General features: G+C 72.0%; 24 protein-coding genes. 19 read left to right on the forward strand and 5 right to left on the reverse strand.

Annotated features, from left to right (window positions below):
• The first annotated feature begins 156 nt into the window (after window positions 1-156).
• The 8 genes from QFZ50_RS03610 (at window position 157) to QFZ50_RS03645 (ending at window position 6,429) form a co-directional block, all read left to right on the forward strand.
• Entirely contained in the window at window positions 157-672 is a 516-nt protein-coding gene (locus QFZ50_RS03610) for a LysM peptidoglycan-binding domain-containing protein (RefSeq protein WP_307081985.1), read from the forward strand.
• Between the two features lie 82 nt (window positions 673-754).
• Complete coding sequence (locus QFZ50_RS03615; RefSeq protein ID WP_307081987.1) at window positions 755-1,849, forward strand: histidinol-phosphate transaminase; 1,095 nt, start codon at window positions 755-757, stop codon at window positions 1,847-1,849.
• Window positions 1,850-1,999: 150 nt separating this feature from the next.
• Window positions 2,000-2,617 (forward strand): imidazoleglycerol-phosphate dehydratase HisB, encoded by a 618-nt coding sequence (gene hisB, locus QFZ50_RS03620; RefSeq protein ID WP_307081989.1) that lies wholly within the window; start codon window positions 2,000-2,002, stop codon window positions 2,615-2,617.
• On the forward strand, window positions 2,614-3,252 hold the full coding sequence (hisH, locus tag QFZ50_RS03625) for an imidazole glycerol phosphate synthase subunit HisH (protein ID WP_307081991.1): 639 nt from the start codon (window positions 2,614-2,616) through the stop codon (window positions 3,250-3,252). Before hisB ends, hisH begins: the two co-directional genes overlap by 4 nt.
• A 4-nt stretch (window positions 3,253-3,256) precedes the next feature.
• The gene (locus QFZ50_RS03630) at window positions 3,257-3,415 is read left to right on the forward strand and encodes a hypothetical protein (RefSeq protein ID WP_307081994.1); all 159 of its coding nucleotides are present in this window, start codon (window positions 3,257-3,259) and stop codon (window positions 3,413-3,415) included.
• Window positions 3,416-3,472: 57 nt separating this feature from the next.
• Window positions 3,473-4,231 carry a bifunctional 1-(5-phosphoribosyl)-5-((5-phosphoribosylamino)methylideneamino)imidazole-4-carboxamide isomerase/phosphoribosylanthranilate isomerase PriA gene (priA, locus tag QFZ50_RS03635; RefSeq protein WP_307081996.1) on the forward strand — a complete coding sequence of 253 codons (759 nt, stop codon included), beginning with the start codon at window positions 3,473-3,475 and terminating at the stop codon, window positions 4,229-4,231.
• Window positions 4,228-5,094 (forward strand): SseB family protein, encoded by an 867-nt coding sequence (locus QFZ50_RS03640; protein ID WP_307081999.1) that lies wholly within the window; start codon window positions 4,228-4,230, stop codon window positions 5,092-5,094. The genes priA and QFZ50_RS03640 overlap by 4 nt, the downstream gene beginning before the upstream one ends.
• Before the next feature lie 30 nt (window positions 5,095-5,124).
• The gene (locus QFZ50_RS03645) at window positions 5,125-6,429 is read left to right on the forward strand and encodes an MFS transporter (protein WP_307082001.1); all 1,305 of its coding nucleotides are present in this window, start codon (window positions 5,125-5,127) and stop codon (window positions 6,427-6,429) included.
• A 17-nt stretch (window positions 6,430-6,446) separates the two neighbouring features.
• Here the strand turns inward: QFZ50_RS03645 and QFZ50_RS03650 are convergent, their stop codons facing one another.
• Window positions 6,447-6,899 carry a DUF1844 domain-containing protein gene (locus QFZ50_RS03650; protein ID WP_307082003.1) on the reverse strand — a complete coding sequence of 151 codons (453 nt, stop codon included), beginning with the start codon at window positions 6,897-6,899 and terminating at the stop codon, window positions 6,447-6,449.
• Between the two features lie 307 nt (window positions 6,900-7,206).
• On the opposite strand from QFZ50_RS03650, the gene infC reads away from it, so the two are divergent.
• The 4 genes from infC to QFZ50_RS03670 all read left to right on the forward strand — a co-directional run bounded on the left by infC (window position 7,207) and on the right by QFZ50_RS03670 (window position 10,208).
• Complete coding sequence (infC, locus tag QFZ50_RS03655; RefSeq protein ID WP_307086647.1) at window positions 7,207-8,349, forward strand: translation initiation factor IF-3; 1,143 nt, start codon at window positions 7,207-7,209, stop codon at window positions 8,347-8,349.
• A 105-nt stretch (window positions 8,350-8,454) separates the two neighbouring features.
• A complete protein-coding gene (rpmI, locus tag QFZ50_RS03660; protein WP_105031597.1) occupies window positions 8,455-8,649 on the forward strand; it encodes a 50S ribosomal protein L35 in 195 nt (64 codons plus the stop codon).
• Window positions 8,650-8,736: 87 nt separating this feature from the next.
• Window positions 8,737-9,126: a 50S ribosomal protein L20 gene (gene rplT / locus QFZ50_RS03665; protein ID WP_307082006.1), complete on the forward strand. Its 390-nt coding sequence runs from the start codon at window positions 8,737-8,739 to the stop codon at window positions 9,124-9,126.
• Window positions 9,127-9,170: 44 nt separating this feature from the next.
• Window positions 9,171-10,208, forward strand: a complete 1,038-nt coding sequence (locus tag QFZ50_RS03670) for a TrmH family RNA methyltransferase (protein ID WP_307082008.1) — start codon at window positions 9,171-9,173, stop codon at window positions 10,206-10,208.
• Here the strand turns inward: QFZ50_RS03670 and QFZ50_RS03675 are convergent.
• On the reverse strand, window positions 10,144-11,376 hold the full coding sequence (locus QFZ50_RS03675) for an MFS transporter (RefSeq protein ID WP_307082010.1): 1,233 nt from the start codon (window positions 11,374-11,376) through the stop codon (window positions 10,144-10,146). The genes QFZ50_RS03670 and QFZ50_RS03675 overlap by 65 nt on opposite strands.
• Before the next feature lie 202 nt (window positions 11,377-11,578).
• Here QFZ50_RS03675 and QFZ50_RS03680 point away from each other — a divergent pair, with 202 nt between their 5' ends.
• From QFZ50_RS03680 to QFZ50_RS03690, 3 genes are all read left to right on the forward strand, one after another.
• Window positions 11,579-12,859 (forward strand): glutamate--cysteine ligase, encoded by a 1,281-nt coding sequence (locus QFZ50_RS03680; protein WP_307082012.1) that lies wholly within the window; start codon window positions 11,579-11,581, stop codon window positions 12,857-12,859.
• Window positions 12,860-12,940: 81 nt separating this feature from the next.
• On the forward strand, window positions 12,941-13,189 hold the full coding sequence (locus QFZ50_RS03685; RefSeq protein ID WP_307082014.1) for a hypothetical protein: 249 nt from the start codon (window positions 12,941-12,943) through the stop codon (window positions 13,187-13,189).
• 71 nt (window positions 13,190-13,260) lie between these two features.
• The gene (locus QFZ50_RS03690; RefSeq protein WP_307082016.1) at window positions 13,261-13,749 is read left to right on the forward strand and encodes a (deoxy)nucleoside triphosphate pyrophosphohydrolase; all 489 of its coding nucleotides are present in this window, start codon (window positions 13,261-13,263) and stop codon (window positions 13,747-13,749) included.
• Here QFZ50_RS03690 and QFZ50_RS03695 read toward each other — a convergent pair.
• A complete protein-coding gene (locus QFZ50_RS03695) occupies window positions 13,715-14,764 on the reverse strand; it encodes an Rv2578c family radical SAM protein (RefSeq protein WP_307082018.1) in 1,050 nt (349 codons plus the stop codon). The two genes, QFZ50_RS03690 and QFZ50_RS03695, sit on opposite strands and share 35 nt — an antisense overlap.
• Before the next feature lie 65 nt (window positions 14,765-14,829).
• Between QFZ50_RS03695 and pcp the strand changes: the two genes are divergently transcribed.
• On the forward strand, window positions 14,830-15,468 hold the full coding sequence (pcp, locus tag QFZ50_RS03700; RefSeq protein WP_307082020.1) for a pyroglutamyl-peptidase I: 639 nt from the start codon (window positions 14,830-14,832) through the stop codon (window positions 15,466-15,468).
• Window positions 15,469-15,546: 78 nt separating this feature from the next.
• Here pcp and QFZ50_RS03705 read toward each other — a convergent pair whose 3' ends face one another.
• Complete coding sequence (locus tag QFZ50_RS03705; protein WP_307082022.1) at window positions 15,547-16,029, reverse strand: eCIS core domain-containing protein; 483 nt, start codon at window positions 16,027-16,029, stop codon at window positions 15,547-15,549.
• 241 nt (window positions 16,030-16,270) lie between these two features.
• Between QFZ50_RS03705 and pheS the strand changes: the two genes are divergently transcribed.
• Together pheS and pheT are read left to right on the forward strand one after the other, a co-directional pair.
• On the forward strand, window positions 16,271-17,353 hold the full coding sequence (gene pheS, locus QFZ50_RS03710; protein WP_307082024.1) for a phenylalanine--tRNA ligase subunit alpha: 1,083 nt from the start codon (window positions 16,271-16,273) through the stop codon (window positions 17,351-17,353).
• Window positions 17,354-19,897, forward strand: a complete 2,544-nt coding sequence (gene pheT / locus QFZ50_RS03715) for a phenylalanine--tRNA ligase subunit beta (protein WP_307082027.1) — start codon at window positions 17,354-17,356, stop codon at window positions 19,895-19,897. It begins immediately after the preceding gene.
• A gap of 71 nt (window positions 19,898-19,968) precedes the next feature.
• On the opposite strand, the gene QFZ50_RS03720 is transcribed toward pheT, so the two are convergent.
• Complete coding sequence (locus QFZ50_RS03720) at window positions 19,969-20,934, reverse strand: quinone oxidoreductase family protein (RefSeq protein ID WP_307082029.1); 966 nt, start codon at window positions 20,932-20,934, stop codon at window positions 19,969-19,971.
• Window positions 20,935-21,216: 282 nt separating this feature from the next.
• Between QFZ50_RS03720 and QFZ50_RS03725 the strand changes: the two genes are divergently transcribed.
• Window positions 21,217-22,707 (forward strand): SGNH/GDSL hydrolase family protein, encoded by a 1,491-nt coding sequence (locus tag QFZ50_RS03725; protein WP_307082030.1) that lies wholly within the window; start codon window positions 21,217-21,219, stop codon window positions 22,705-22,707.
• The last annotated feature ends 24 nt before the right edge of the window (window positions 22,708-22,731 follow it).

A 22,731-nucleotide genomic window follows, 5' to 3' on the forward strand; every position in this document is an offset into this window, starting at 1 on the left:
CGCTAGGGCAGACGGTGGAGCTTTTCAAACATGTGTTCGACCGAGTCTCGACAACGGTCGTCCGTCAGTGCTAGAAATAAGCTCTGATTAATTAGAACACGCGTTCGAAACAGGAGTCCAGACCTGATCGGCTATTCGAAGGGAAAGAGGCTGGCAATGGCTGAAGTACCCGCACTGCACGGCAGCACGGCGTTATGGGCGCTGACCCCCACCCGTCCTGAGGCACGCCTCCGGTCCGTCCCCGCAGGGCGGGCCGCACGCAGCGCCGCTACCTTCGGTCCGCGCGTGCCCAGGCCGTCCCGTGGCATCCCGCAGGCCGCCGGACCGGCCCAGCCCCGTACCTCCATGCAGCGGAGTGCGGAGCGCCCCCTGAGCCTGACGCGGCGGGGACGTCTCGTCCTGGTCGGCCTGCCGATCGCACTGGGCGTGGCGGCCCTGATCCTCCTCGGCGCCTTCCTGACGTCGCAGGCCCAGGCCGGCGAGTCGCTGCCGGCGCCGGCGGCGGCCGTCGAGGTCAGCGTCGCGGCGGGGGAGTCCCTCTGGGACCTCGCGCTCCGGTACGCGCCGGACCGCGACCCGCGGGACGTCGTCGCCGAGATGGTCGAACTCAACGACCTCCGCAGCTCCGTCGTCCAGGCGGGGCAGGACATCGCGGTCCCCGTCGGCGGTTAGGCACGCCGTCCGGGGCGGGGCAATCGTCGCACCCGGACACCCGCCATTGGCCGCTGCAGGCGGCATCGCTTAAACTCATGGGGTGCCCTCCTCCGTCGACGCCCTCTCGAACCTGCCGCTGCGTGACGATCTCGTCGGGCTCCACCCCTACGGAGCTCCGCAGCTGGACGTCCCGATCCTCCTGAACGTCAACGAGAACACGCACGGTGTCCCGGCCGACGTGCACGCGGCCATCGTCGAGGCCGTCGCCGCGGCCACCCAGGGCCTGAACCGCTACCCGGACCGTGAATTCACCGAACTGCGGAAGAATCTCGCCGACTACCTCGGCCACGGGCTCACCCCGGACCAGCTCTGGGCGGCGAACGGCTCCAACGAGGTCCTGCAGCAGGTGCTCCAGGCCTTCGGCGGCCCGGGGCGCACGGCCATCGGATTCCCGCCGACCTACTCCATGTACCCCCTGCTGGCGAGCGGCACGGGCACCCGCTACGTCACGGCGGACCGTGAGGCCTCCTACGCCATGACGCCGGAGGCCACGGCCCGGGCCGTGCGCAGCTCCGGCGCGAACATCGTCTTCCTGTGCTCGCCGAACAACCCCACGGGCACGGCGCTGGGACTCGACGTCATCGAGGCCGCCTACGAGGCGGGCGAGGCGGCGCGCGCCATCATCATCGTCGACGAGGCCTACGGGGAGTTCGCCCAGAAGGACACGCCGAGCGCCCTCACCCTGCTGCCCGGGCGCCCCCGACTGCTCGTGTCCCGCACGATGAGCAAGGCGTTCGCCCTGGCCGGAGCCCGGATCGGGTATCTCGCCGCAGCGCCGGAGGTCGCCGACGCGCTCCGGCTGGTCCGCCTGCCGTACCACCTCTCCGCGATCACCCAGGCGGCGGCCAACGCGGCCCTCACGCACGCGGCCACCCTCCTGTCCAATGTCGAGGCCATCAAGGTGCAGCGGGACCGCATCGTGCGGGAGCTCCGGGGCCTCGGCCTCTCGCCGGCCCCGTCGGACGCGAACTTCGTGTTCTTCTCGGGCCTCGAGGACCCGCACCGCGTGTGGGAGGGGCTCCTGGAGGCAGGGGTCCTCATCCGCGACGTCGGTATCCCCGGCTCGCTGCGGGTCACCGCGGGAACAGAACGCGAGACCACGGTGTTCCTCTCGGCGTTGGAGAAGCTGCTCTAGCCCGTCGGTACCGTCCGCCGGACCACCCCGCGCGGGTCTCCTAGACTTGAGGAGCGCGCACGGTCCGGCGTCGCACCCCTCCACCCCACAGCAGCACGCCCCAAACCTCGATCCGTGCCCGGACACCGGGCAGCGCACAGAAGGAATGCAATGACAGTTGATGCCGCCCGCGGCCGAACGGCACGTATCGAGCGCGTCACGAGCGAGTCGAGCGTCCTCGTCGAACTCGACCTCGACGGCACCGGTGTGTCCTCGATCGACACCACCGTGCCCTTCTACGACCACATGCTCACGGCCCTGTCGAAGCATTCGCTGATCGACCTCACCATCAGGTCCTCCGGCGACACGCACATCGACGTCCACCACACCGTCGAGGACACCGCGATCGCGATCGGCGAGGCACTGCGGATCGCCCTCGGCACGAAGGCCGGCATCCGCCGCTTCGGCGAGGCGACCGTGCCGCTCGACGAGGCCCTCGCCACTGCCGTCGTCGACATCTCCGGCCGCCCGTTCCTCGTCCACGGAGGGGAACCCGCCGGCCAGGAGTACCACCTCATCGGCGGGCACTTCACCGGATCACTCACCCGCCACGTCCTGGAGGCCCTCGCGCTGCACGCCCAGATCTGCCTGCACGTCACGGTCCTCGCGGGCCGCGATCCGCACCACATCGTCGAGGCCCAGTTCAAGGCCCTGGCCCGGGCGCTGCGGTCAGCTGTGGAACCGGATCCCCGCGTCGAGGGCATCCCCTCCACGAAGGGAGCGCTATGACCGCCCGCACCGTCACCGTCCTCGACTACGGCTCCGGCAACGTCCGCTCCGTCGTCCGCGCCCTCGAGCACGTGGGGGCCGACGTCGTCCTGAGCGCGAAGCCCGACGACGTACTCAACGCCGACGGGCTCCTCGTCCCCGGCGTCGGAGCCTTCGCCGCCGTGATGAAGGGACTGAAGGACGTCGACGCCCTGCGCATGATCGGCCGCCGGGTGGCCGGTGGCCGGCCCGTCCTCGGGATCTGCGTGGGACTGCAGGTGCTCTTCGACGAGGGCGTGGAGCACGGTGTGCGCACGCCCGGCATGGGGGAGTGGCCCGGCACCGTGGAGCGCCTGAAGGCGGACGTCGTGCCGCACATGGGCTGGAACACCGTGCAGGCGCCCGAGGGCACCGTCCTGTTCGACGGCATCGGTGACGAGCGCTTCTACTTCGTGCACTCCTACGGCGTGCAGGACTGGTCCTTCGACGTCACCCAGCCCGCCATGAAGCCGCCGCAGGTCACCTGGTCCCACCACGGGGGACCCTTCATCGCCGCGGTCGAGAACGGCCCGCTCAGCGCCACCCAGTTCCACCCCGAGAAGTCGGGCGACGCAGGAGCGCAGCTGCTGCGGAACTGGATCGAGGGACTGCGGTGAGCCGATGGTGAGTCTCCTGCTCATGGGAGCCGCCGGCCTCCTCATCGGCGGGGCGTACTCGCTGCGCAGCCAGGAGTTCCCGCGCTGGGTGTGGATCGCCTTCCTCGCGCTGGCCGGACTCGCGCTCGTCGCCGCCTACCTGTTCACCCTCCCCGGCGACTAGCCGCAGCCCGACCCCGACCGACCCACCCGAGCTCCGCCGCCCGTACGAAAGCAGACCATGACCCCCTTCGCCGAATCACCCGTGCTCGAACTCCTCCCCGCCGTCGACGTCGCCGACGGCCAGGCCGTGCGCCTGGTCCAGGGCGAGGCCGGCAGCGAGACCAGCTACGGCGACCCGCTCGACGCCGCCCTCGCCTGGCAGGAGGACGGGGCGGAGTGGGTGCACCTCGTGGACCTGGACGCGGCCTTCGGCCGCGGATCCAACCGGGACCTGCTCGAGCGCGTGGTCCGCCACCTCGACATCAAGGTGGAACTCTCCGGCGGCATCCGCGACGACGCATCGCTCGACGCGGCACTGGAGCTCGGCGCCACCCGGGTCAACCTCGGTACGGCCGCCCTCGAGAACCCCGAGTGGACCGAGCTGGCCATCGCCCGTTACGGCGACGCCATCGCCGTCGGGCTCGACGTCCGCGGGACCACCCTCGCGGCGCGGGGCTGGACCGAGGACGGCGGCGATCTGTGGGAGGTCCTGCAGCGCCTCGAGGACGCGGGCTGCGCACGCTACGTCGTCACGGACGTGACGAAGGACGGCACGCTGAAGGGCCCGAACATCGCCCTGCTCCAGGAGGTCCTCGCGAAGACCACCCGGCCCGTCGTGGCCTCGGGCGGCATCTCCAGCCTCGACGACATCGCGGCCCTGCGCGAGCTCGTCCCGCACGGCCTCGAGGGCGCGATCGTCGGCAAGGCGCTCTATGCCGGCGCCTTCACGCTGCCCCAGGCACTGGACGTGGCCGGGCTGCCCGCCTCGGACGCGTGAGCGGACGCCGGCTCCCCGCGCACATCGCGGCGGCGCTGGCGGGGAACACCGCCGACTCCGCCGGCCGGCCGTGGGCGGGCCGGGACCTGTCCGGGTCGGACAACCCGCTGCACGCCTTCGACGACGACGACGGCACGGCCGACCGCGCGCTGGCCGCGGCCATGGCCGGGCTCCTGGGGGTCCCGGACCGGGCCGCGGACCAGCCCGGGCCGCGCGAGCGCGCGGTCTTCGCGGCCCTCACCACCGCGCGCGTGTTCATCCCCATCGTCGCGCAGCTCGGCGAGCAGGCGGAGGGAGCCTCGGGTCTGCCCGCCGACAAGGAGGCGGAGATGGCGCTCGTCACCCTGACCGCGCCGGACGGGCGGAAGGCACTGCCCGTCTTCTCGTCCACCCCGGCACTCACGCGGTGGCACCCCGACGCGAGACCGGTCGCGGCGTACGCGGCACGGGCCGCTCTCGCCGCCGCCGCGGAGGACGCCGAACTGCTGGTGCTGGATCCGGGGGCGGACCTGACCGTCGTCCTCCGTCGTCCCGCCGTCTGGGCGCTCGCCCGGCAGGTCCCGTGGACCCCGTCCTACGAGGACCCCGCGCTGGCATCGCTCGTCGAGGCCGCCGCCCGCGAGGAGCCGGACATCCTCTCCGTGGCGCTCCGGCCGGCCGCCGGCGTCCTCACCCGGGCCGCCGACGGTAGCATTGCTTCCGGCGGAGGCCCTGGGCCGGAACTGCGCATGGACGTGCAGCTCCGCGGCGGCCTGTCGCCGCAGCAGGTGCGCGACGCCGTCGCCTCCCTCCGGGGGAAGCTCCTGGAGCGCGCCGACTTCGTCGAACGCGTCGACTCGCTCGACATCAAACTCACCCGCTGACGGAGTGCCGTCGGCCAAGAAAGACAGATCGTGAACTTCGCCGTCTACCGGGACCTGCTGCGCATCCGCTCCGTACGGACACTGCTGATCATCGGGATGATCGCCCGCTTCCCCCATTCCGCCGCAGGCGTGCTGCTGACCCTGCACGTGGTGCAGACCCTCGACCGCGGCTACGCCGAGGCGGGCGCGGTCGCCGCCGTCGTCACGATCGGCATCGCCGTCGGTGCGCCGTGGCGCGGGCGGCGGATCGACGCCGCGGGGCTGCGCCGGGCGCTCATCCCGTCGGTCGTCGCGGAGGCGGTCATCTGGTCGGTCGCACCGCACCTGTCCTACCAGTGGCTGCTCGTCGCGGCCCTGGTCGGGGGCCTCTTCACCCTCCCGGCCTTCTCGGTGATCCGCCAGGCACTCGGCGTGCTCGTCGACGGCGACCGCCGGCGCACCGCCTTCACGCTCGACGCGATCTCCACGGAGGTCGTCTTCATGGCGGGGCCCGCGGTGGGCGTCGTCCTGGCCACGCAGGTCTCCTCCGTGCTCGGCCTGACCCTCGTCGGCATCGCCGCCGCCTCCGCCGGGATCTTCCTCATGGTGATCAACCCGCCGACGCGCTCGGAGCAGCTGCCCGGTGCCTCGCCCGTGCCGGCCGCCGCACCGGCCCTCATCGGCGAGGCCCCGGCCGACCTCGTCGGGTACACCTCACCGGCGACGACGACGGCGGCGCGCCGGCCGGCGGCGATGCTGCGCAGGGGGGTGCGGAGGGCGTTCCCGTGGCTGACCGCGCCGCTCGTGCTGGTCATGGTGATCGCCGCGGGGGCCGGGCTCGTCCTCTCCGGCTCCGAGGTCGGCATCGTCGCGGCCCTCGAGCTCGCGGGGAAGGAGGGCCAGCTCGGGCTCGTGTTCGTGGCGTGGTGCGCGGCGTCGGTGGTCGGCGGCCTCCTCTACGGCGCCCTGCACCGGCCGGTCCCGCCGTCGCTGCTCCTGCTCGGCATGGGCCTGCTGACGCTGCCCATGGGCTTCGCCGACAGCACGCTCTCACTGGCGCTGCTGTCCATCCCGGCGGGCCTCCTGTGCGCGCCGGTCCTCTCCGCCGCGTCGGAGAAGGTCGCCGACCTCGTCGCGGAGGACAGGAGGGGCGAGGCCATGGGCTGGTACGGCTCCGCGCTGACCTCGGGCGTCGCACTCGGGGCGCCCGTCGCCGGACTGCTCATCGACGCGACCGGCCCCTGGGGCGGCTTCACCGCCGTGTCCCTCGTCTCGGCGGCCATCGGCGCCGTCGGATTCCTCGCCCGCGACCGCGGGGTCCATACGAGCACGGCCACCGAGCAGCCCGCACAGTAGGGCCGCCCGGCCGGCGCCTAGTTGACCGGGCCGGTGTACTTCTCGCCGGGGCCCTGTCCCGGGGGATCGGGGATGATCGATGCCTCCCGGAAGGCGAGCTGCAGCGAGCGGAGCCCGTCGCGCAACGGTCCGGCGTGCTGGGAGCCGATCTCCGGTGCCGCGGCGGTCACGAAACCGGCGAGGGCGGTGATGAGCTTGCGCGCCTCGTCGAGGTCCTTGAGCTGTTCCGCGTTCTCCTCGTGGCCGAGGCCGCACTTGACCGCCGCGGCGCTCATGAGGTGGACGGCGGAGGTGACGATGACCTCCACGGCCGCCACCTCGGAGATGTCCCGCATCTGCCGGCGGACGTCCTGTTCCGCCGCGTCCGGCGTGTCCGCGCCGTGCTCCTGCTCGTCGGCGAAGCTGCGCCGGGTCGCCGGTACGGACGCGTCATCGGGGGTCGGCTGCGGATTGTCGTGTGGGGTGTCCATACTGGTAAGCTTGGCATAGACCAACCGGTCGCTGTTACTCGCTGTGCTCCGTCAGGGGCTGGAGGAACGGGCCGGAACGCAAGCGGAGTCCTCTCCCACCCGCGTTTGCCTGGTGCGGCCGCTCGCCGCATTGCAGGTAGCCGGGTTCCATGGTCGGTCCTGCTGTCGAGCAGGAGGCTCGCGCCTCCGCAGACCGCGCAGACCGGTTACCGAGGCCTTCGATTGCGCTTGCAATGGAAGGCCTTCTTTCGTCTGCAGGCGGTTTCAGCTTGAGTATCCACAGGAGTCACACATCAGCGAGCCAAGAATCAACGATCGTATCCGCGTTCCAGAGGTGCGGTTGGTCGGACCTGCCGGCGAACAGGTAGGAATCGTCCGTATCGAGGACGCACTCCGACTTGCCGCCGAATCCGACCTGGATCTTGTCGAGGTAGCACCGCAGGCCAAGCCGCCGGTCGCCAAGCTCATGGATTTTGGTAAGTACAAGTACGAGGCGGCCGTCAAGGCCCGCGAGGCGCGGAAGAACCAGACCAACACGGTCCTGAAGGAGATCCGGTTCCGCCTCAAGATCGACACGCACGACTACGAGACCAAGCGCGGGCACGCCATCCGCTTCCTCGGTGCCGGCGACAAGGTCAAGGCCATGATCCAGTTCCGCGGACGTGAGCAGCAGCGGCCCGAGATGGGCATCCGCCTGCTGCAGAAGTTCGCCGAGGATGTCGCCGAGGTCGGCGTGGTCGAGTCGTCGCCGCGGATCGACGGACGCAACATGGTCATGGTCATCGGTCCCACGAAGAACAAGGCCGAGGCCAAGGCGGAAGCCCGCCGTGCCACGCAGCGCGCCGAGGCGAAGGCCGCCAACGAGGCCGCCAAGAACGGCGAGGCGCCGCGCATCGATACCTCGGGCGTCGGCAGCGCACCGCTGACGCAGTCCCTCGCGGACCTGCTGCCGGAGGGGTACTCGATCACGAGCGAGCCCGAGACCGAGGCACCCGAGACCGACGCGCCCCAGGCACCCGCCCAGGACGCGCCCGCCGCGGAGGTGACCGAGACCGTCGAGGCCCCGGCCGCCCAGGCACCGACGGCGGAACCGGCTCCGGCCGCCGCCCCGACGCGCACCTCGTCCGCCCCGCGGTCGACGACGCAGCGTCCGGCTACCGAGCGCCCCGCGGCGTCGAGGCCCTCGTCGGCCTCGCGCCCGGCGGTGTCCCGGCCCGCGGCGGCCGCTCCGGCCGCTGCGGCGCCGAGGCCCGCTGCGGCAGCTCCGGCACCGCGGCCCGCCGCTGCGGCACCCAAGCCCGCCGCGTCGGCACCGAAGCCGTCCGCAGCAGCCCAGCCCTCGGCCATGCCGAAGCCCGGAGCGCCGAAGCCGTCGGCGACCCCCAAGCCCGCCGGCAGGACGGCGCCCAAGAGCCCGACCAGCCGTCCCAAGCCCGGAAGCACGGACTAGGGCCCCGGCCCGGTCCCGACGGGCTCGTTCGAAAACCAGCAGGCACCGTTCCGGTGCCGAATTCCGGGTGCACCCGCCCCGGCTACCAGAAGGAGATCGGTCCCCATGCCGAAGATGAAGACCCACAGCGGCGCCAAGAAGCGCTTCAAGCTGACCGGAAGCGGGAAGCTCAAGCGCCAGCAGGCCAACCGCCGTCACTACCTCGAGCACAAGTCCTCGACCGTGACGCGCCGCCTCGCGAGCGACCAGATCGTCTCGAAGGCCGACACCAAGACCATCAAGAAGATGCTGGGCGTCTAACCACTTATCCACCCCGGGTAAGCGCATGCACGCACCGTGCAGCGCTGCGGCTGCGGCCGTTACCGAAGAACACAAAGGAGTACGCACGTGGCACGTGTGAAGCGGGCAGTCAATGCCCACAAGAAGCGTCGGGTCGTCCTCGAGCGCGCCAAGGGTTACCGCGGCCAGCGTTCGCGCCTGTACCGCAAGGCCAAGGAGCAGCTGCTCCACTCGTTCGTCTACAGCTACGGCGACCGCCGCAAGCGCAAGGGTGACTTCCGTCGCCTCTGGATCCAGCGCATCAACGCTGCATCCCGCGCCAACGGCCTGACCTACAACCGCCTGATCCAGGGCCTGAAGGCTGCCGAGATCCAGGTCGACCGCCGGATGCTCGCCGACCTCGCCGTCACGGATGGGGCCGCGTTCGCCGCGCTCGTCCAGATCGCGAAGAACGCCCTGCCGGCCGACACGTCGGCTCCGCTCAAGGCTTCGGCCTAGGCCCATCGGCGGGAGCGGGCCCTCGGCCCGCCCACCGGTCCACGATGACTGACGACGGACGCCCCCAGGCGCCACTGATGACCAACACCCAGGCTGATCGGGTGAAGGAGGTGGCTCGCTTGGCCGGGCGTCCGTCGCGTTTAAGGCGCCGCGAGTTCCTCGCCGAAGGGCCCCAGGCGGTGCGTGAGGCGCTACGCCTGCACCTCGAGAGGCGCGAGGCCGGCAGGGAGGGCGTCGTCGTCGGGGCCTATGCCACGGCGGAAGCGCTCGATCGGCACCCCGACATCGCCGCGCTGCTGGACGCCGGCGCCGCGCCGGTCCTCCGGCAGGCGACGCCCGAGGTCCTGGCGGCGATGTCCTCAACCGTGACCCCGCAGGGTTTCGTCGCGGTGTGCAGATTCGTCGACGTCCCGCTCGAGGACGTGCTCGCCGCCGCACCGCGGCTCGTGGCCGTTCTGGTCGAGGTGAGGGATCCGGGCAACGCCGGCACGATCATCCGTGCAGCGGACTCCGCGGGCGCCGACGCCGTCATCCTCACGGGTGCGAGCGTCGATCCCTACAACCCGAAGACGGTGCGCTCCACCGTCGGCTCCCTGTTCCACCTCCCGCTCGTCCTCGGGATCGAGCTGGACGGCCTGATCGAGCGCCTGAAGGGTGGCGGGATGAGCGTGCTCGCCGCGGACGGCTACGGCGCCGTGAACCTCGACGACCTCCAGGACGCGCGGGCGGCCCGCCTCGTGGGAACCGGCCCCGGCCGGTCGGCCCCGGAGGGTGAGGATCCAGCAGCCGCGACGCCGGACCCCCGGGCGGCCGATGTGGTTCCCGGCACGGACGGCAGCATCCGGCTGGAAGAGCCGAGCGCATGGCTCTTCGGCAACGAGGCACAGGGGCTTCCCCCGGAGATCACCGAGGCTGCCGACGCCCGCGTCGCCGTCCCCGTCTACGGGCACGCGGAATCCCTCAACGTCGGCACCGCCGCGACGGTCTGCCTCTACGCCTCGGCCCGGGCGCAGCGCGTCACCCGACCGGGACCGAGCGCCGCTCCGCCCTCTCCCCACGACGGCGGTCCATCCGACCGCTGACGAGGGCCACACCGAGCCCGAGGACGGCGAGGACGGCCCCCGCCAGCGCAGGGGCGGTGAAGCCCCAGCCGGCCGTGATGACGGCACCTCCGAGTGCTGCACCGAGCGCGTTCGCCAGGTTCAGCGAGGAGTGGTTCATGGACGACGCGAGCGAGGGCGCGCCGGGGGAGACGTCGAGGAGCCGCGCCTGCAGGGGCGGGATGAGCGTGGAGCCGCTGGCACCTACCAGGAAGACGAAGCAGCACGCACTCCAGGGCGTACCCGCGGCCAGCGGGAAGACCAGCAGCACGACGGCGATGGCGGCCATGGACCCGTAGATGCTCCCCATGATCGACCGGTCCGCCAGGCGGCCGCCCAGGATGTTGCCGACGACCATGCCGACCCCGTACAGGGCGACGACGAACGGCAGCAGGGACACCCCGATCCCGGCCACCTCGGTCATCAGCGGAGAGATGTAGGAGTAGACGGCGAAGAACCCGCCGAAACCAACGATCCCGATGAGCAGCGTCATCCAGAGCTGCGGGCGGCGCAGCGCCCCCAGCTCCGCCCGGATACTCGCGCCCGCCCGCACGGGGAGCGCCGGGACGAACGCCCGGATCAGCACCACCGTCACCGCACCGATCAGACCCACCAGCAGGAACATCGAGCGCCAGCCGAACTGCTGGCCGACCCACGTCGCGAACGGCACCCCGACGACGTTCGCGATGCTCAGCCCCAGCATGACCATCGAGATGGCGCGTCCGCGCCGGGCGGGGTCGGCGAGGGAGGCGGCGATCACCGCGGCGACGCCGAAGTAGGCCCCGTGCGGAAGCCCGGACAGGAACCGGGAGGCCAGCATCCACCCGAAGCCGGAGGCGAAGAACGAGGACAGGTTGGCGAGGGTGATGACGAGCGCCAGGGCGAGCGCGACAGTGCGCTGGGGTTTCTTCGCGCCCAGGGTGGCGAGGACCGGCGCTCCGACGACCACGCCGAGCGCGTAGGCGGAGATCACCTGGCCGCCGCGGTCGTAGTCGACGCCGAGGTCGGCGCGCATGTCCTCGAGCAGGCCCATGATCGTGAACTCGGTGGTCCCGAGGGCGAAACCCCCCACCGCGAGCGCCCCGATGGCCAGGGTCAGCCGCCGGCCGCTCAGCCGGTGGGAGGGGGACGGGGGAACGGAGGCAGTCATGGGTGTCCTTGCGGCGGATCGTCGGGAGGGGGAAGGCCGCCGCTGCGCCCGGAGGCGGGAAGTGGGCGGCGGCGTGGACGCCGTCGTCTCCGTCAAGCCTAGGCGATGGCCGCGTCGCGCCGGAAAGTCAACCGGAACCTGCGCTGCGGGCGGATTGCTGCGTCGTCGGCGGCGGCCGTACGGTTGTCGGACGACATCTTGGTTGAGCAATGGCCCTGTCGATCGTTCCTCGCAGGAGTACCACCATGTCCACACCCTCTTCACGCGCAGTGCAGCGCGCCACGGCAGCATCCTCGCCCACCTCGGGGGCGCACTCATGAGGACCTTCGGCGTGGAGGAGGAGTTCCTCCTCGTCGACGCCGACAGCGGCCGCCCCGTGCCCCTGGGCCAGGAGGCGTTCGGCCTCTGCCAGGACGAACGCCTCACCTGCGAGATCAAGCAGGAGCAGATCGAGACGGGGACCCACCCGTACGACGACGTCAACGACCTCGCCATGGACATCGCCCGGTGCCGGGCCCTCGCCGACGAGACGGCCCGGCGGGTCGGTGCCCGGGCTGCGGCCCTCGCCACCTCACCCCACCCGGCGAGCCCGATCGCCTCGCCGGGCACGCGGTACGAGGAGATGCAGGACAGGTTCGCGGTCACCGCCAGCGAGCAGCTCACCTGCGGGTGCCACGTCCACGTCGGTGTGGCCGACGACGACGAGGGCGTGGCGGTCCTGGACCGCATCCGGGCCTGGCTGCCGGTCCTGCTGGCGCTGTCGAGCAACTCGCCCTTCTGGAACGGCACGGACACCGGGTACGCCAGCTACCGGTCGCAGGCCTGGAGCCGCTGGCCGATGACCGGCCCGTCCGAGATCTTCGGGACGGCCGAGCGGTACCACGCGACCGTCGCCGGCCTGCTCGACACGGCCGTTCCGGTCGATCTCGCGCAGATCTACTTCGACGCCCGCCTGAGCCACCACCACCCGACGGTCGAGGTGCGCGTGAGCGACGTCTGCCTGTACTCGGACGACGCCGTGCTGATCGCCCTGCTGACACGGGGGCTCGTCGAGACCACGGCGCGGGAGTGGCGGGCCGGGCAGGCTCCGCTCGCCGTGCCCACGGCCCTCGTGAAGATGGCGTCCTGGCGGGCGGGCAGGTTCGGCATGGACGGCAAGCTGCTGCATCCCCTGACCGGGAGGCCCGAGGACGCCGAATCCGTGGCGCTGGCGCTGCTGCGCTACCTCCGCCCGGCCCTCCAGGACCAGGGCGACGCGGAGATCGCCGAGTCCCTCCTGCGCCAGCTCCTGGCACGCGGCACGGGCGCCCGGCGGCAACGCGCCGCCCTCCTGCGCCGGGGCAGCCTCGAGGACGTCGTCGCCGAGGCCGTCCGGGTGACACACCTGCCACGGGGCGGGATCGCGGAGCACCACGAGGCGGCGCTCCGTCCCGCGCGCAGGGCCTTCGCCAGGGCGGGCCGAGGACGCACAGCGATATCATGACGAGCCCGGGAGCCGCCCGAAGCGGGCGGCCCGCCGGGACCACCTGCCGAACAGAGAACCATCGACCGATCGGATCGCATCATGGGCTGGACGCCGAACTCCTTCCAACTGCCGCAGAGCGAGCACCTGCGGGAGGACATCAATCTTCCCGCGGAGCCCGAGAACGAGAGTGCCGCGGAGTTCTCCGAGGACACCTACACCTCCACCGAACTCAACGCGGGGCAGCAGGTCCCCGGTCTGAGCCCGCACGGGGAGTACCGCCGCGGCGACAACCCGGAGCACCGGACGGCGCCCACCGGGGAGGAACTCGCAGCGCCCGAGGAGAGCTGACCCCCGCCGATCGGCCCGCCCGGCACAGGACGCGTGCCGCGGTGACGGTGTGGCGTGGATAGACTCGGCCGGTGACGCAACCCGCAGAGACCGCGCTCCGCCAGATCGTCGGAGCGGCCGTCGTCGACTCCCTCCGGCACCCCACGCGACTGCTCGTGGCCCGGAGGACGGCGCCCCCGCAGTTCGCCGGGATGTGGGAGTTCCCCGGGGGCAAGGTGGAGCCCGGTGAGGGGTGCGAGGAGGCGCTGCTGCGCGAACTCGACGAGGAACTCGGCATCCGGGTACGGCTCGGCCACGAGGTCCCGGGTCCCGGTCCGCAGGGCTGGCCGCTCAACGCGACGGCGGTGATGCGCGTGTGGCTGGCCGAACCATCGGCCGGCGAGGCGGCGCCCCTGCAGGATCACGACGAGGTGCGCTGGGTGGCCCTGGACTCCGGCGGGGAGCTCGACGCCCTGCCCTGGATCCCCGCCGACCGGCCCATCGTCGACGCACTGCGGGCCCTGACCGCCCGCCTCGTGGAGACGGCTAGAACAGCGGCGCCTGGACCGGACCCGTCATGAGTGCCGACGGGACGGCCGGCTCCGGCTGCCCCGCCGTCGGGAGGTTGCGGAAGAACCCGGCGCCCGCCGCCAGCCGATGCTTCCTCCGGAAGACCCGGATCCTGCCCGCGAGCCAGTCCCGGTACTCCTTCGACGCGTAGCTGCCGCCGCGGTAGAGCCCCTCGTACCGCGGCACGAGGTGCGGGTGATGGGCCGCGAGCCACTGCAGAAACCATTCCCGTGAGCCCGGCCTCAGGTGCAGGGGTCCGGCCGTGACGCCGGTGGCGCCCGCCGCGGCCAGCTCGCCGAACAGCCGGTCCAGCGATTCGTCGCCGTCGGTGAGCCAGGGGAGGATCGGCATGGCCATGACGCCGCAGGGCAGGCCGGCGTCGCGCAGCCGGGAGATGAGGGCCAGCCGCGCCTTCGGGGCGGGGGTTCCGGGCTCGATCGCCTCGGCGAGGACCGGATCCACGAGCGCGAGGGAGATCCCCATGCCGACGGCGACCGACTGCGCCGCCGCCTTCAGCAGCGGGAGGTCGCGTGCCAGCAGCGTGCCCTTGGTGAGGATGGAGAACGGCGTCCCCGAGTCCGCGAGGGCCGCGATGATGCCCGGCATCAGCCGGTACCGGCCCTCCGCCCGCTGGTAGGGGTCGGTGTTCGTGCCCAGGGCCACGTGCTCCCGCGCCCAGGAGGGGCGGGCCAGTTCGCGGGCGAGCACCTCGGCGGCGTTGATCTTGACGACGAGTTGCGCGTCGAAGTCCAGCCCCGTGTCGAGGTCGAGGTAGCTGTGCGTCTTGCGGGCGAAGCAGTAGACACACGCGTGGGAGCAGCCCCGGAACGGGTTGATGGTCCAGGAGAACGGCATGGACGACGTCGGCGGCACCCTGTTGAGGACCGATCGGGCGGTGACCTCGTGGAAGGTGATCCCCGCGAACTCCGGCGTCTGCACGCTCCTGACCAGTCCTGCCAGGGGCAGCAGGGCCGGCGTCACCGGGGCGACGTCGTCCGCTGTCAGTTTCTGGCCTTCCCACCGCATGGACCCAGTAGAACACGTGTTCTAATTCGATGCCACCGAGCCGCGGTCTGACCTAGGCTGGGGACATGATCCTGCTGACCGGCTTCGAACCCTTCGGGGGAGAATCGACCAACCCGTCCTGGCTGGCGGCCGAGCATGCGGCGGACCTGCTCCGGGGCCAGGGGATGGACGCGGTCGCCGTGGAGGTCCCGTGCGTCTTCGGGCAGAGCATCGACGCGCTGGACGCCGCGCTGGAGCGGTTCCAGCCGGAGATCGTGCTGTGCGTGGGGCAGGCGGGCGGGCGGGGGAGCGTCTCGGTGGAGCGCGTCGCCATCAACGTCGACGACGCCCGCATCCCGGACAACGCCGGGCGGCAGCCCATCGACGAACCCGTCGTGCCGGCCGGGCCCGCCGCATACTTCTCCTCGCTGCCCGTCAAGGCGTGCCGCGAGGCGGTGGCGGCCCTGGGCATCCCGGTCGAGGTGTCGCAGACGGCCGGGACGTACGTCTGCAACCACCTCTTCTACGGACTCATGCACCTCCTCGCCCGGCGGGACGGGACGCGGGGAGGATTCGTCCACGTGCCGTTCTCCACCGACCAGGGCGAGGCGCACGGACAGCCGGGACTCGCCATCGAGCGGATGGCCACGGCCCTCGCGGCGATCGCGGCGACGACGGCGGACACCCGGGCCGACGTGCGGATCACCGCCGGCACCGAACACTGATCCGCCCGCCGGAGAACGCCGGAGAGCGCCGGACACCACCGGAGAACACCTATGGGGCAGCGGACGGGCGCGGACGCCTCACCGCCGCCGGGCGCCCCTCACGACCGCGGTCACGGCGGCCCTGGCCCCCGCCCGGACGGCACCGGCGACCGGCCGGAGCGGCCGTTCGGGGTAGCCGCCGTCGGACAGTCCCGCACCGCGCTCGAAGAGATTACGCGACGCCGGGTCACCGGTGCGCAGGAGCGAGTATCCGGCCGCCGCGACGTACGCCGGCAGGAACGGGAGGCCGAGGCACGCCGCGTACTGGCGGGCATGCCGGGCCTCATGCTCCAGCAACCGGGCGAAGCCCGCGGGCGCGCCGGGCGGGACGGTGCCCCGGAGCAGCACCACGCTGCCCACCGTGAACGCCCGCGCCTTCGGGAGGCGCCGCCGGTAGCCCTCGGCGAGCAGCAGGCCGAGAGGGCCCGCGGTGACGCGGCACCCCGAGAGGCGGGCCACCGCGAGGCCGCACGGCGTCGACAGGTTGATCCAATTGAGCAGAGGCACGAGCCTGCGGTCCATCCGGTCATCGTACCGGCGGGGAGCGCACAGCCGGGGGCGTACCGGGCCCGTAGCGGATGGGTGACGGGCGCCGTCGGAGGCTGTTGCGACGCCGCCGAACGGGTCGCCTAGACTTGACCCGCCGGTGCGCGCACGCTGCGACCCGGCCTTTTCCTGTCCGTGTCCCTGTTCCCGCCAGAGGTGCGGCTCGCCCCGGCAAGCCGCCCGCCGCACGTCCGAGAGTGCAAGGTAAGCAATCCCCATGTCCGAAACCCCAGAGCACACAGGCCCCGACGGCCCCGACGCCCAGGTCCCCGATCCGCTGGACGCCTCGTCGGTCGCCGCCGCCGTGGATGCCGCGCTCGCCGCGATCGCGGCCGCCGCCGACCTCGACGGGCTGAAGGCGGTGCGGATCGCGCACACCGGCGAGAAGTCGCCCCTGAGCCTCGCGAACCGGGGGATCGGCGCCCTGCCGAAGGAGCAGAAGTCGGCCGCCGGCAAGAACATCGGCCCGGCCCGCGGCAGGATCAACCAGGCGCTCGCCGCCCGCACGGTGGAGCTCGAGGCCGAGCGCGACGCGCGGATCCTCGTCGAGGAGGCCGTCGACGTGACCGCGGCCCCGCGTCGCCGCCGGACCGGCGCGCGGCACCCGCTGTCCACCCTGCAGGAGCGGGTCAGCGACGTCTTCGTCGGCATGGGCTGGGAGATCGCCGAGGGGCCGGAGCTCGAGTCGGAATGGTTCAACTTCGACGCCCTGAACTTCAAGCCGGACCACCCCGCCCGCGAGATGCAGGACACCTTCTTCGTGGAGCCACCGGAGGCCCACCTCGTGCTGCGCACGCACACGTCGCCGGTGCAGGTGCGCTCCATGCTCGAGCGTGACCTGCCGATCTACGTCCTGTGCCCGGGCAAGGTGTTCCGCACGGACGAGCTCGACGCCACGCACACCCCGGTGTTCCACCAGTTCGAGGGGCTCGCCATCGACAAGGGCCTCACCATGGCCGACCTCGTGGGCACCCTCGAGCACTTCACGCAGCAGCTGTTCGGCGACGACGCCCGGGTGCGGCTGCGCCCCAACTACTTCCCCTTCACCGAACCGAGCGCGGAACTGGACATCTGGCACCCCGGCGCCAAGGGCGGGCCGCGCTGGATCGAGTGGGGTGGCTGCGGCATGGTCAACCCCAACGTGCTGCGCGCCACCGGGATCGACCCGGACGTCTACTCCGGCTTCGCCTTCGGCATGGGGATCGAGCGGGCACTCATGTTCCGCAACGAGGTCAGCGACATGCACGACATGATCGAGGGCGACGTACGTTTCAGCGAACACTTCGGGATGGAGATCTAGGTGAGAATCCCACTGTCGTGGCTGCGCGAATACGCAGCCGTCCCCGCGGACGCGACCGCGGAGGACGTCATGGCCGAGCTCGTGAAGGTGGGGCTGGAGGAGGAGGACGTCCACCGCCCCACCGACGAGCTGACCGGCCCGATCGTGGTGGGCCAGGTGCTCAGCCTCGTCAAGGAGCCGCAGTCCAACGGCAAGACCATCAACTGGTGCCAGGTCCGCGTGGTGCCGGAGGGCACCGGGCAGAGCCTCACCGGCGACGGCATCGAGCCCTCGGGAGTACAGGGCATCGTGTGCGGCGCCCACAACTTCGCCGAGGGCGACAAGGTGGTCGTGACCCTGCCCGGGGCCGTCCTGCCGGGCGACTTCCGGATCAGTCCCCGCAAGACCTACGGCCACGTATCCGCGGGCATGATCGCCTCGGTCCGCGAGCTCGGCATCGGCGACGACCACGACGGCATCCTCGTGCTCTCGACCCTGGGGCTGGACCCCGAGGTCGGCACGGACGCGATGGAGCTGCTCGGCCTGTACGACGAGGCCGCCGAGATCAACGTGACGCCGGACCGCGGCTACTGCTTCTCGATCCGGGGCGTGGCCCGCGAGTACGCACACGCCACCGGCACGGCGTTCACCGATCCGGCGGGTGCCGTGGTCGTGCCGACCGCCGCGGGCGCCGGGTACCCCGTGCGCCTCGAGGACACCGCCCCCATCTACGGCACGCCCGGCTGCGACCGGTTCGTGGCCCGGACGGTGCGCGGCGTCGACCCGACGCGGCCCACTCCGCCCTGGCTGTCCGCGCGCCTGCGGCTGGCCGGCATCCGCTCCATCTCCCTCGTGGTCGACATCTCCAACTACGTCATGCTCGAGCTCGGCCAGCCGCTGCACTTCTACGACCTCGACAAGCTCTCGGGCGACATCGTGGTGCGGCGGGCGCGCTCCGGCGAGCGACTGCGGACGCTCGACGACAAGGAACGCACGCTCGACGCCGAGGACCTCCTGATCACGGACGCCTCCGGCCCGATCGGCATCGCCGGCGTGATGGGCGGCGCCTCCACGGAGGTCTCCGACGGCACGCGCGACGTGCTGATCGAGTCCGCCCACTTCGACGACGTCAGCATCGGACGCTCGCGCCGCCGCCACCGGCTGCCGTCCGAGGCGTCCAAGCGCTTCGAGCGCGGCGTCGACTGGCAGGTCGCGGACATCGCCGCGCAGCGCGCCGTCGAACTCCTCCTCGAACTCGCGGGCGGAACCGTCGACGACGCCGCCACCGATGTGGGCCGGGCACCGGAGCCCCGCGTGATCGACCTCGCGGCCGACTTCCCGGCGCGCCTGATCGGACGCGAGTTCAGCGACGAGCAGATCACCGGTGCGCTCACCGACCTCGGTGCCGCCGTCGAGAGCGTCGACGGCGGTTACCAGGTCACCGCGCCGAGCTGGCGCACCGACCTCGAGACGCGGGAGGACCTGACCGAGGAGATCATCCGGCTCGTCGGCTACGACACCATCCCCTCCACCCTGCCGGTCGCGCCTCCGGGCCGCGGCCTGACGCGCGTGCAGCAGCAGCGCCGCCGGCTCCTGAACGCCCTCGCGGCGGCCGGGCTCACCGAGGTGCTGTCCTACCCGTTCGTGGGCGAACGCGCCAACGCCGTCTTCGGCAGCCCGGAGGAGGGAGCAGCCGCACCGTCGGTCCGGCTCGCCAACCCGCTCAGTGCCGAACGCGGCCTCCTCCGCCGGTCCCTCCTCCCGGGACTCGTCGAGCTCGCGAAGCGGAACCATTCACGGGGCTTCCGTGACCTCGCCCTGTTCGAGGCGGGGGCCGTCTTCCTGCCCGCCGGGCCGCTGGGTACCGGGTCCATCCCGCCGCTCGGGATCCGGCCGGACGACGAGGTGCTCGACGCCCTCTACACCGGTATCCCGGACCAGCCGCAGACCGTCGCCGCGCTGTTCACCGGCCACGAGGCCGCGCCGTCCGCCGGGGTGACGCCCCGGGCCTGGGACTGGGCCGACGCCGTGGACGTGGTGCGGCTCATGGGGCAGGTCACGGGCGTGGACGTCGTCGTCCGGCAGGGCAGCCACCAGGCGTTCCACCCGGGCCGTACCGCGGAGTTCTCCCTGCGGAGCGGCGAGGTGCTGGGATACGCCGGCGAGCTCCACCCGAAGCTGATCGCCGCCGAGGACCTGCCGGCACGCACAGTCGCTCTCGAGGTCGATGTGGACCTGCTGTTCGAGGCCGCGGCCGACGTCATCGTCGCCCGACCGCTCTCCACCTACCCGCCGGCCACGCAGGACGTCGCGCTCGTCGTGCCCGCCGACGTGGTGGCGGGCGACGTGCTCGAGGCGCTCCGGGACGGCGCCGGGGAGCTCCTCGAGGACGTCAGCCTGTTCGACGTCTACACGGGCCAGGGCATCGGGGAGGGTCGCAAGTCACTGGCGTTCGCCCTGCGGTTCAGGGCGCCCGACCGCACCCTGACGGCCGAGGAGGCGAGCGCCGCACGCGACGCCGCCGTGGCCCTCACCGCGGAGAGGTTCGGCGCCGTCCAGCGCTGACCGCACGCGGACGAAGGCCCGCCCCCGGCTCGGGGGCGGGCCTTCGTGTCTCCGGGGGATCGGGGGATCGCTCAGGGGATCAGCAGCACCTTGCCGGTGGTCCGCCGCGCCTGGAGATCCTCGTGGGCCCTGGCCGCGTCGGCCAGCGCATACCGGGCGCCGATCCGCACGTCGAGCTGGCCCGCCGCGACGGCACCGAAGAGTTCCTCGGACCGCCACCGCCGCTCCTCGGGGGTGAGCAGGTAGTGGGCGAGCGTGGGACGGGTCACGAAGAGCGAGCCGCCGCTGTTGAGGCGCTGCACGTCGAACGGGGGCACCGGCCCGGACGCGGCGCCGAAGAGCACCAGCGTGCCCCGGATCCGCAGCGAGCGCAGCGATTCGTCGAACGTGTCCCTGCCGACGCCGTCGAACACGACGTCGACCCCCGTCCCGCCGGTCGAGGTCCTCACCGCGTCGGCGAAGCCCTCGTACCGCAGGACCTCGTCCGCGCCCGCGCCGCGGGCGAGCTCCTCCTTCTCCGGCGTGGACACCGTGGTGATCACGCGCGCGCCCTTCGCCTTGAGCAGCTGGATCAGCAGCAGGCCCACCCCGCCGGCCCCGGCGTGGACGAGGACCGTGTGACCTGCCTCGACGGGGAACGTCGACGTGATGAGGTAGTGGGCGGTCATCCCCTGCAGGGGGAGGGCCGCCGCGGTCTCGAGGTCCACGCCGTCGGGCACGGGGAGGGCGCGGTCGGCGTCGACGAGCGCGTACTCGGCGTAGGTGCCCGTGCCCTCGGCGAAGGCCACCCGGTCACCCACGGCGAAGCCGGTCACGCCCTCACCGAGGGCCTCCACGGTCCCGGCCGCCTCGGCGCCCGGCGTGAACGGGTACTCGATGGCGTAGACGCCGCTGCGCTGGTAGGTCTCGATGAAGTTGACCCCGGCGGCCGCCACCTTCACCAGGAGCCGGCCCGGCCCCGGGTCGGGGCGATCGACTGTCGCAAGGGTGAGGACGTCCGGTCCGCCGGGGGCGGTGACGACGATGGCTGAGGGCATGGCATGTCCTTTCGGGGGCGTCCCCTCATGCTAATCCGAGGGCGCTCCCGTCCGCCGTCGAAGGCTGTTTTCCGCGGCGCTACGCGGGAGACGGCGACCCTGCGGGTCGACGCGGGCCGGACGCAGAGCCGGAGCGCGGAACCGAACGGTCGGCGGCCGGACCGGTACCGAGTAGTCTTCTCCCAACGAACACCGGAGAATGGGGAAATCTTGGCCAACGTCGTCCACTATCCGAGGCGTGTGCTGCGCCCTCTGCGTTCTCCGTGCGGCATCGCATCGACCGTGACCTCGTTGGCGCTGGCCTGGGGGATCCTGCTCGCCGGGGCCGCGTTCGCGCCGCCCGTGCAGGCGGCTGTCGCGCCCCCAACTGCCGTGCCGGCGCTCATGGTCGCCGGCTACAGCGTCGACGGCGCGACCTACAGCAAGTGGAACGTCAACCGCGCCCGTCTCGGCAATCCGATCAGCAGCAAGAGCTGCGACGCCACCAGTTGCTCGCAGCGCTTCCAGAAGGGCCACATCCTCTGGACCCAGCGGACCGGCGCCCAGATGGTGCTCAACTACGCCATCGGTGCCAGGTATTCGGCCGCCGGCTGGACCAGGGGCTATCTCGGGTTCCCCACCGGCGATGAATTCGGACTCACGGTCCGCGGTGGAGCGGTCCAGAACTTCCAGAACGGCTACGTCTACTGGTCGCCCGCGACGGGCGCCCGCGTCGTCACCGGAGCCATCAAGGGCTACTACGCCGCCAACCGGTACGAGCGCGGTTTCCTCGGCTACCCCAGGTCCGAGGAAGCCGCCGTCCGGAACGGCGTCCGGCAGGACTTCGAGGGCGGGAGGGTGTACTGGTCGGGCTCCACCGGGACGGTGTCCACCACGGGCGGACACATCCAGACCTACTACGAGAACAAGGGCGGCCCGGAGTCCTACCTGGGCATGCCGGCGGGCCCGAAGACCGCCTGGCAGGGCGGGTACTACCAGCGCTTCCAGGGCGGCGTGATCACCTGGGCGCAGACCACCGGCCCCAAGAGTATCGACGCCGGCCACTTCGCCGCCTGGAGCGGTGACTTCGGCCGGTACGGCTGGCCGACGGCGGACACCTGGAAGGATGCCGCCGGTACGCACACCCAGTTCGAGAAGGGCATCATCACCACGGGGGCGCCTCCGGTCGCCGCGCCGGGTGGACCCGTCTACCCGTTCACCGGGGTCACGGCCACCGAGGCGTCGGTGGTGCTCTACGGCGATTCGCAGCTCGACGGCGACTCCTGGAGCGAGCAGGGCGCGCGTGCCATGGGCTTCACCGACCAGGCGGCGCACCTGGCCTACGGCGGGATGGGCTACTCCACCTTCAGTTCCTGGTCCGGCGGGACCGGCTGGACGGCGGTCGAGCAGGGACTGCTTCCCTTCCCGGGTGGAACGCCTGGCCTGGTCCTGGTCTCCATGGGCGGCAACGATGCGACGACGCTCAAAAGTGACGCGCAGGTCATCGCCGACAGTTCGGCACTGTGGGCCAAGCTGAAACTCATGTATCCGCAGAGCCGGATCGTCATCAACGGCGTGATGTCCCGCAGCGATCCCTCGCACGACCGGCGCCGCCACATCGACGCGGTACTGGCGGCCAATGCGGCGAGGCAGGGCGTCACGTTCATCTCCGTGGCGGGCCTCGCCAGCGATGCCAATGCCCAGTACCTGGACAGCGTCCACATGTCGCAGGCCGGGCACAACGCGGTCGCCCCGCTCTACACCGCGAAGCTGGCGGCCGCACTGGGCAGGTGATCAGGGCGCTACAGCCGGGAACCC

It is taken from the genome of Arthrobacter agilis (assembly GCF_030816075.1).
GTDB lineage: Bacteria > Actinomycetota > Actinomycetes > Actinomycetales > Micrococcaceae > Arthrobacter_D > Arthrobacter_D agilis_E.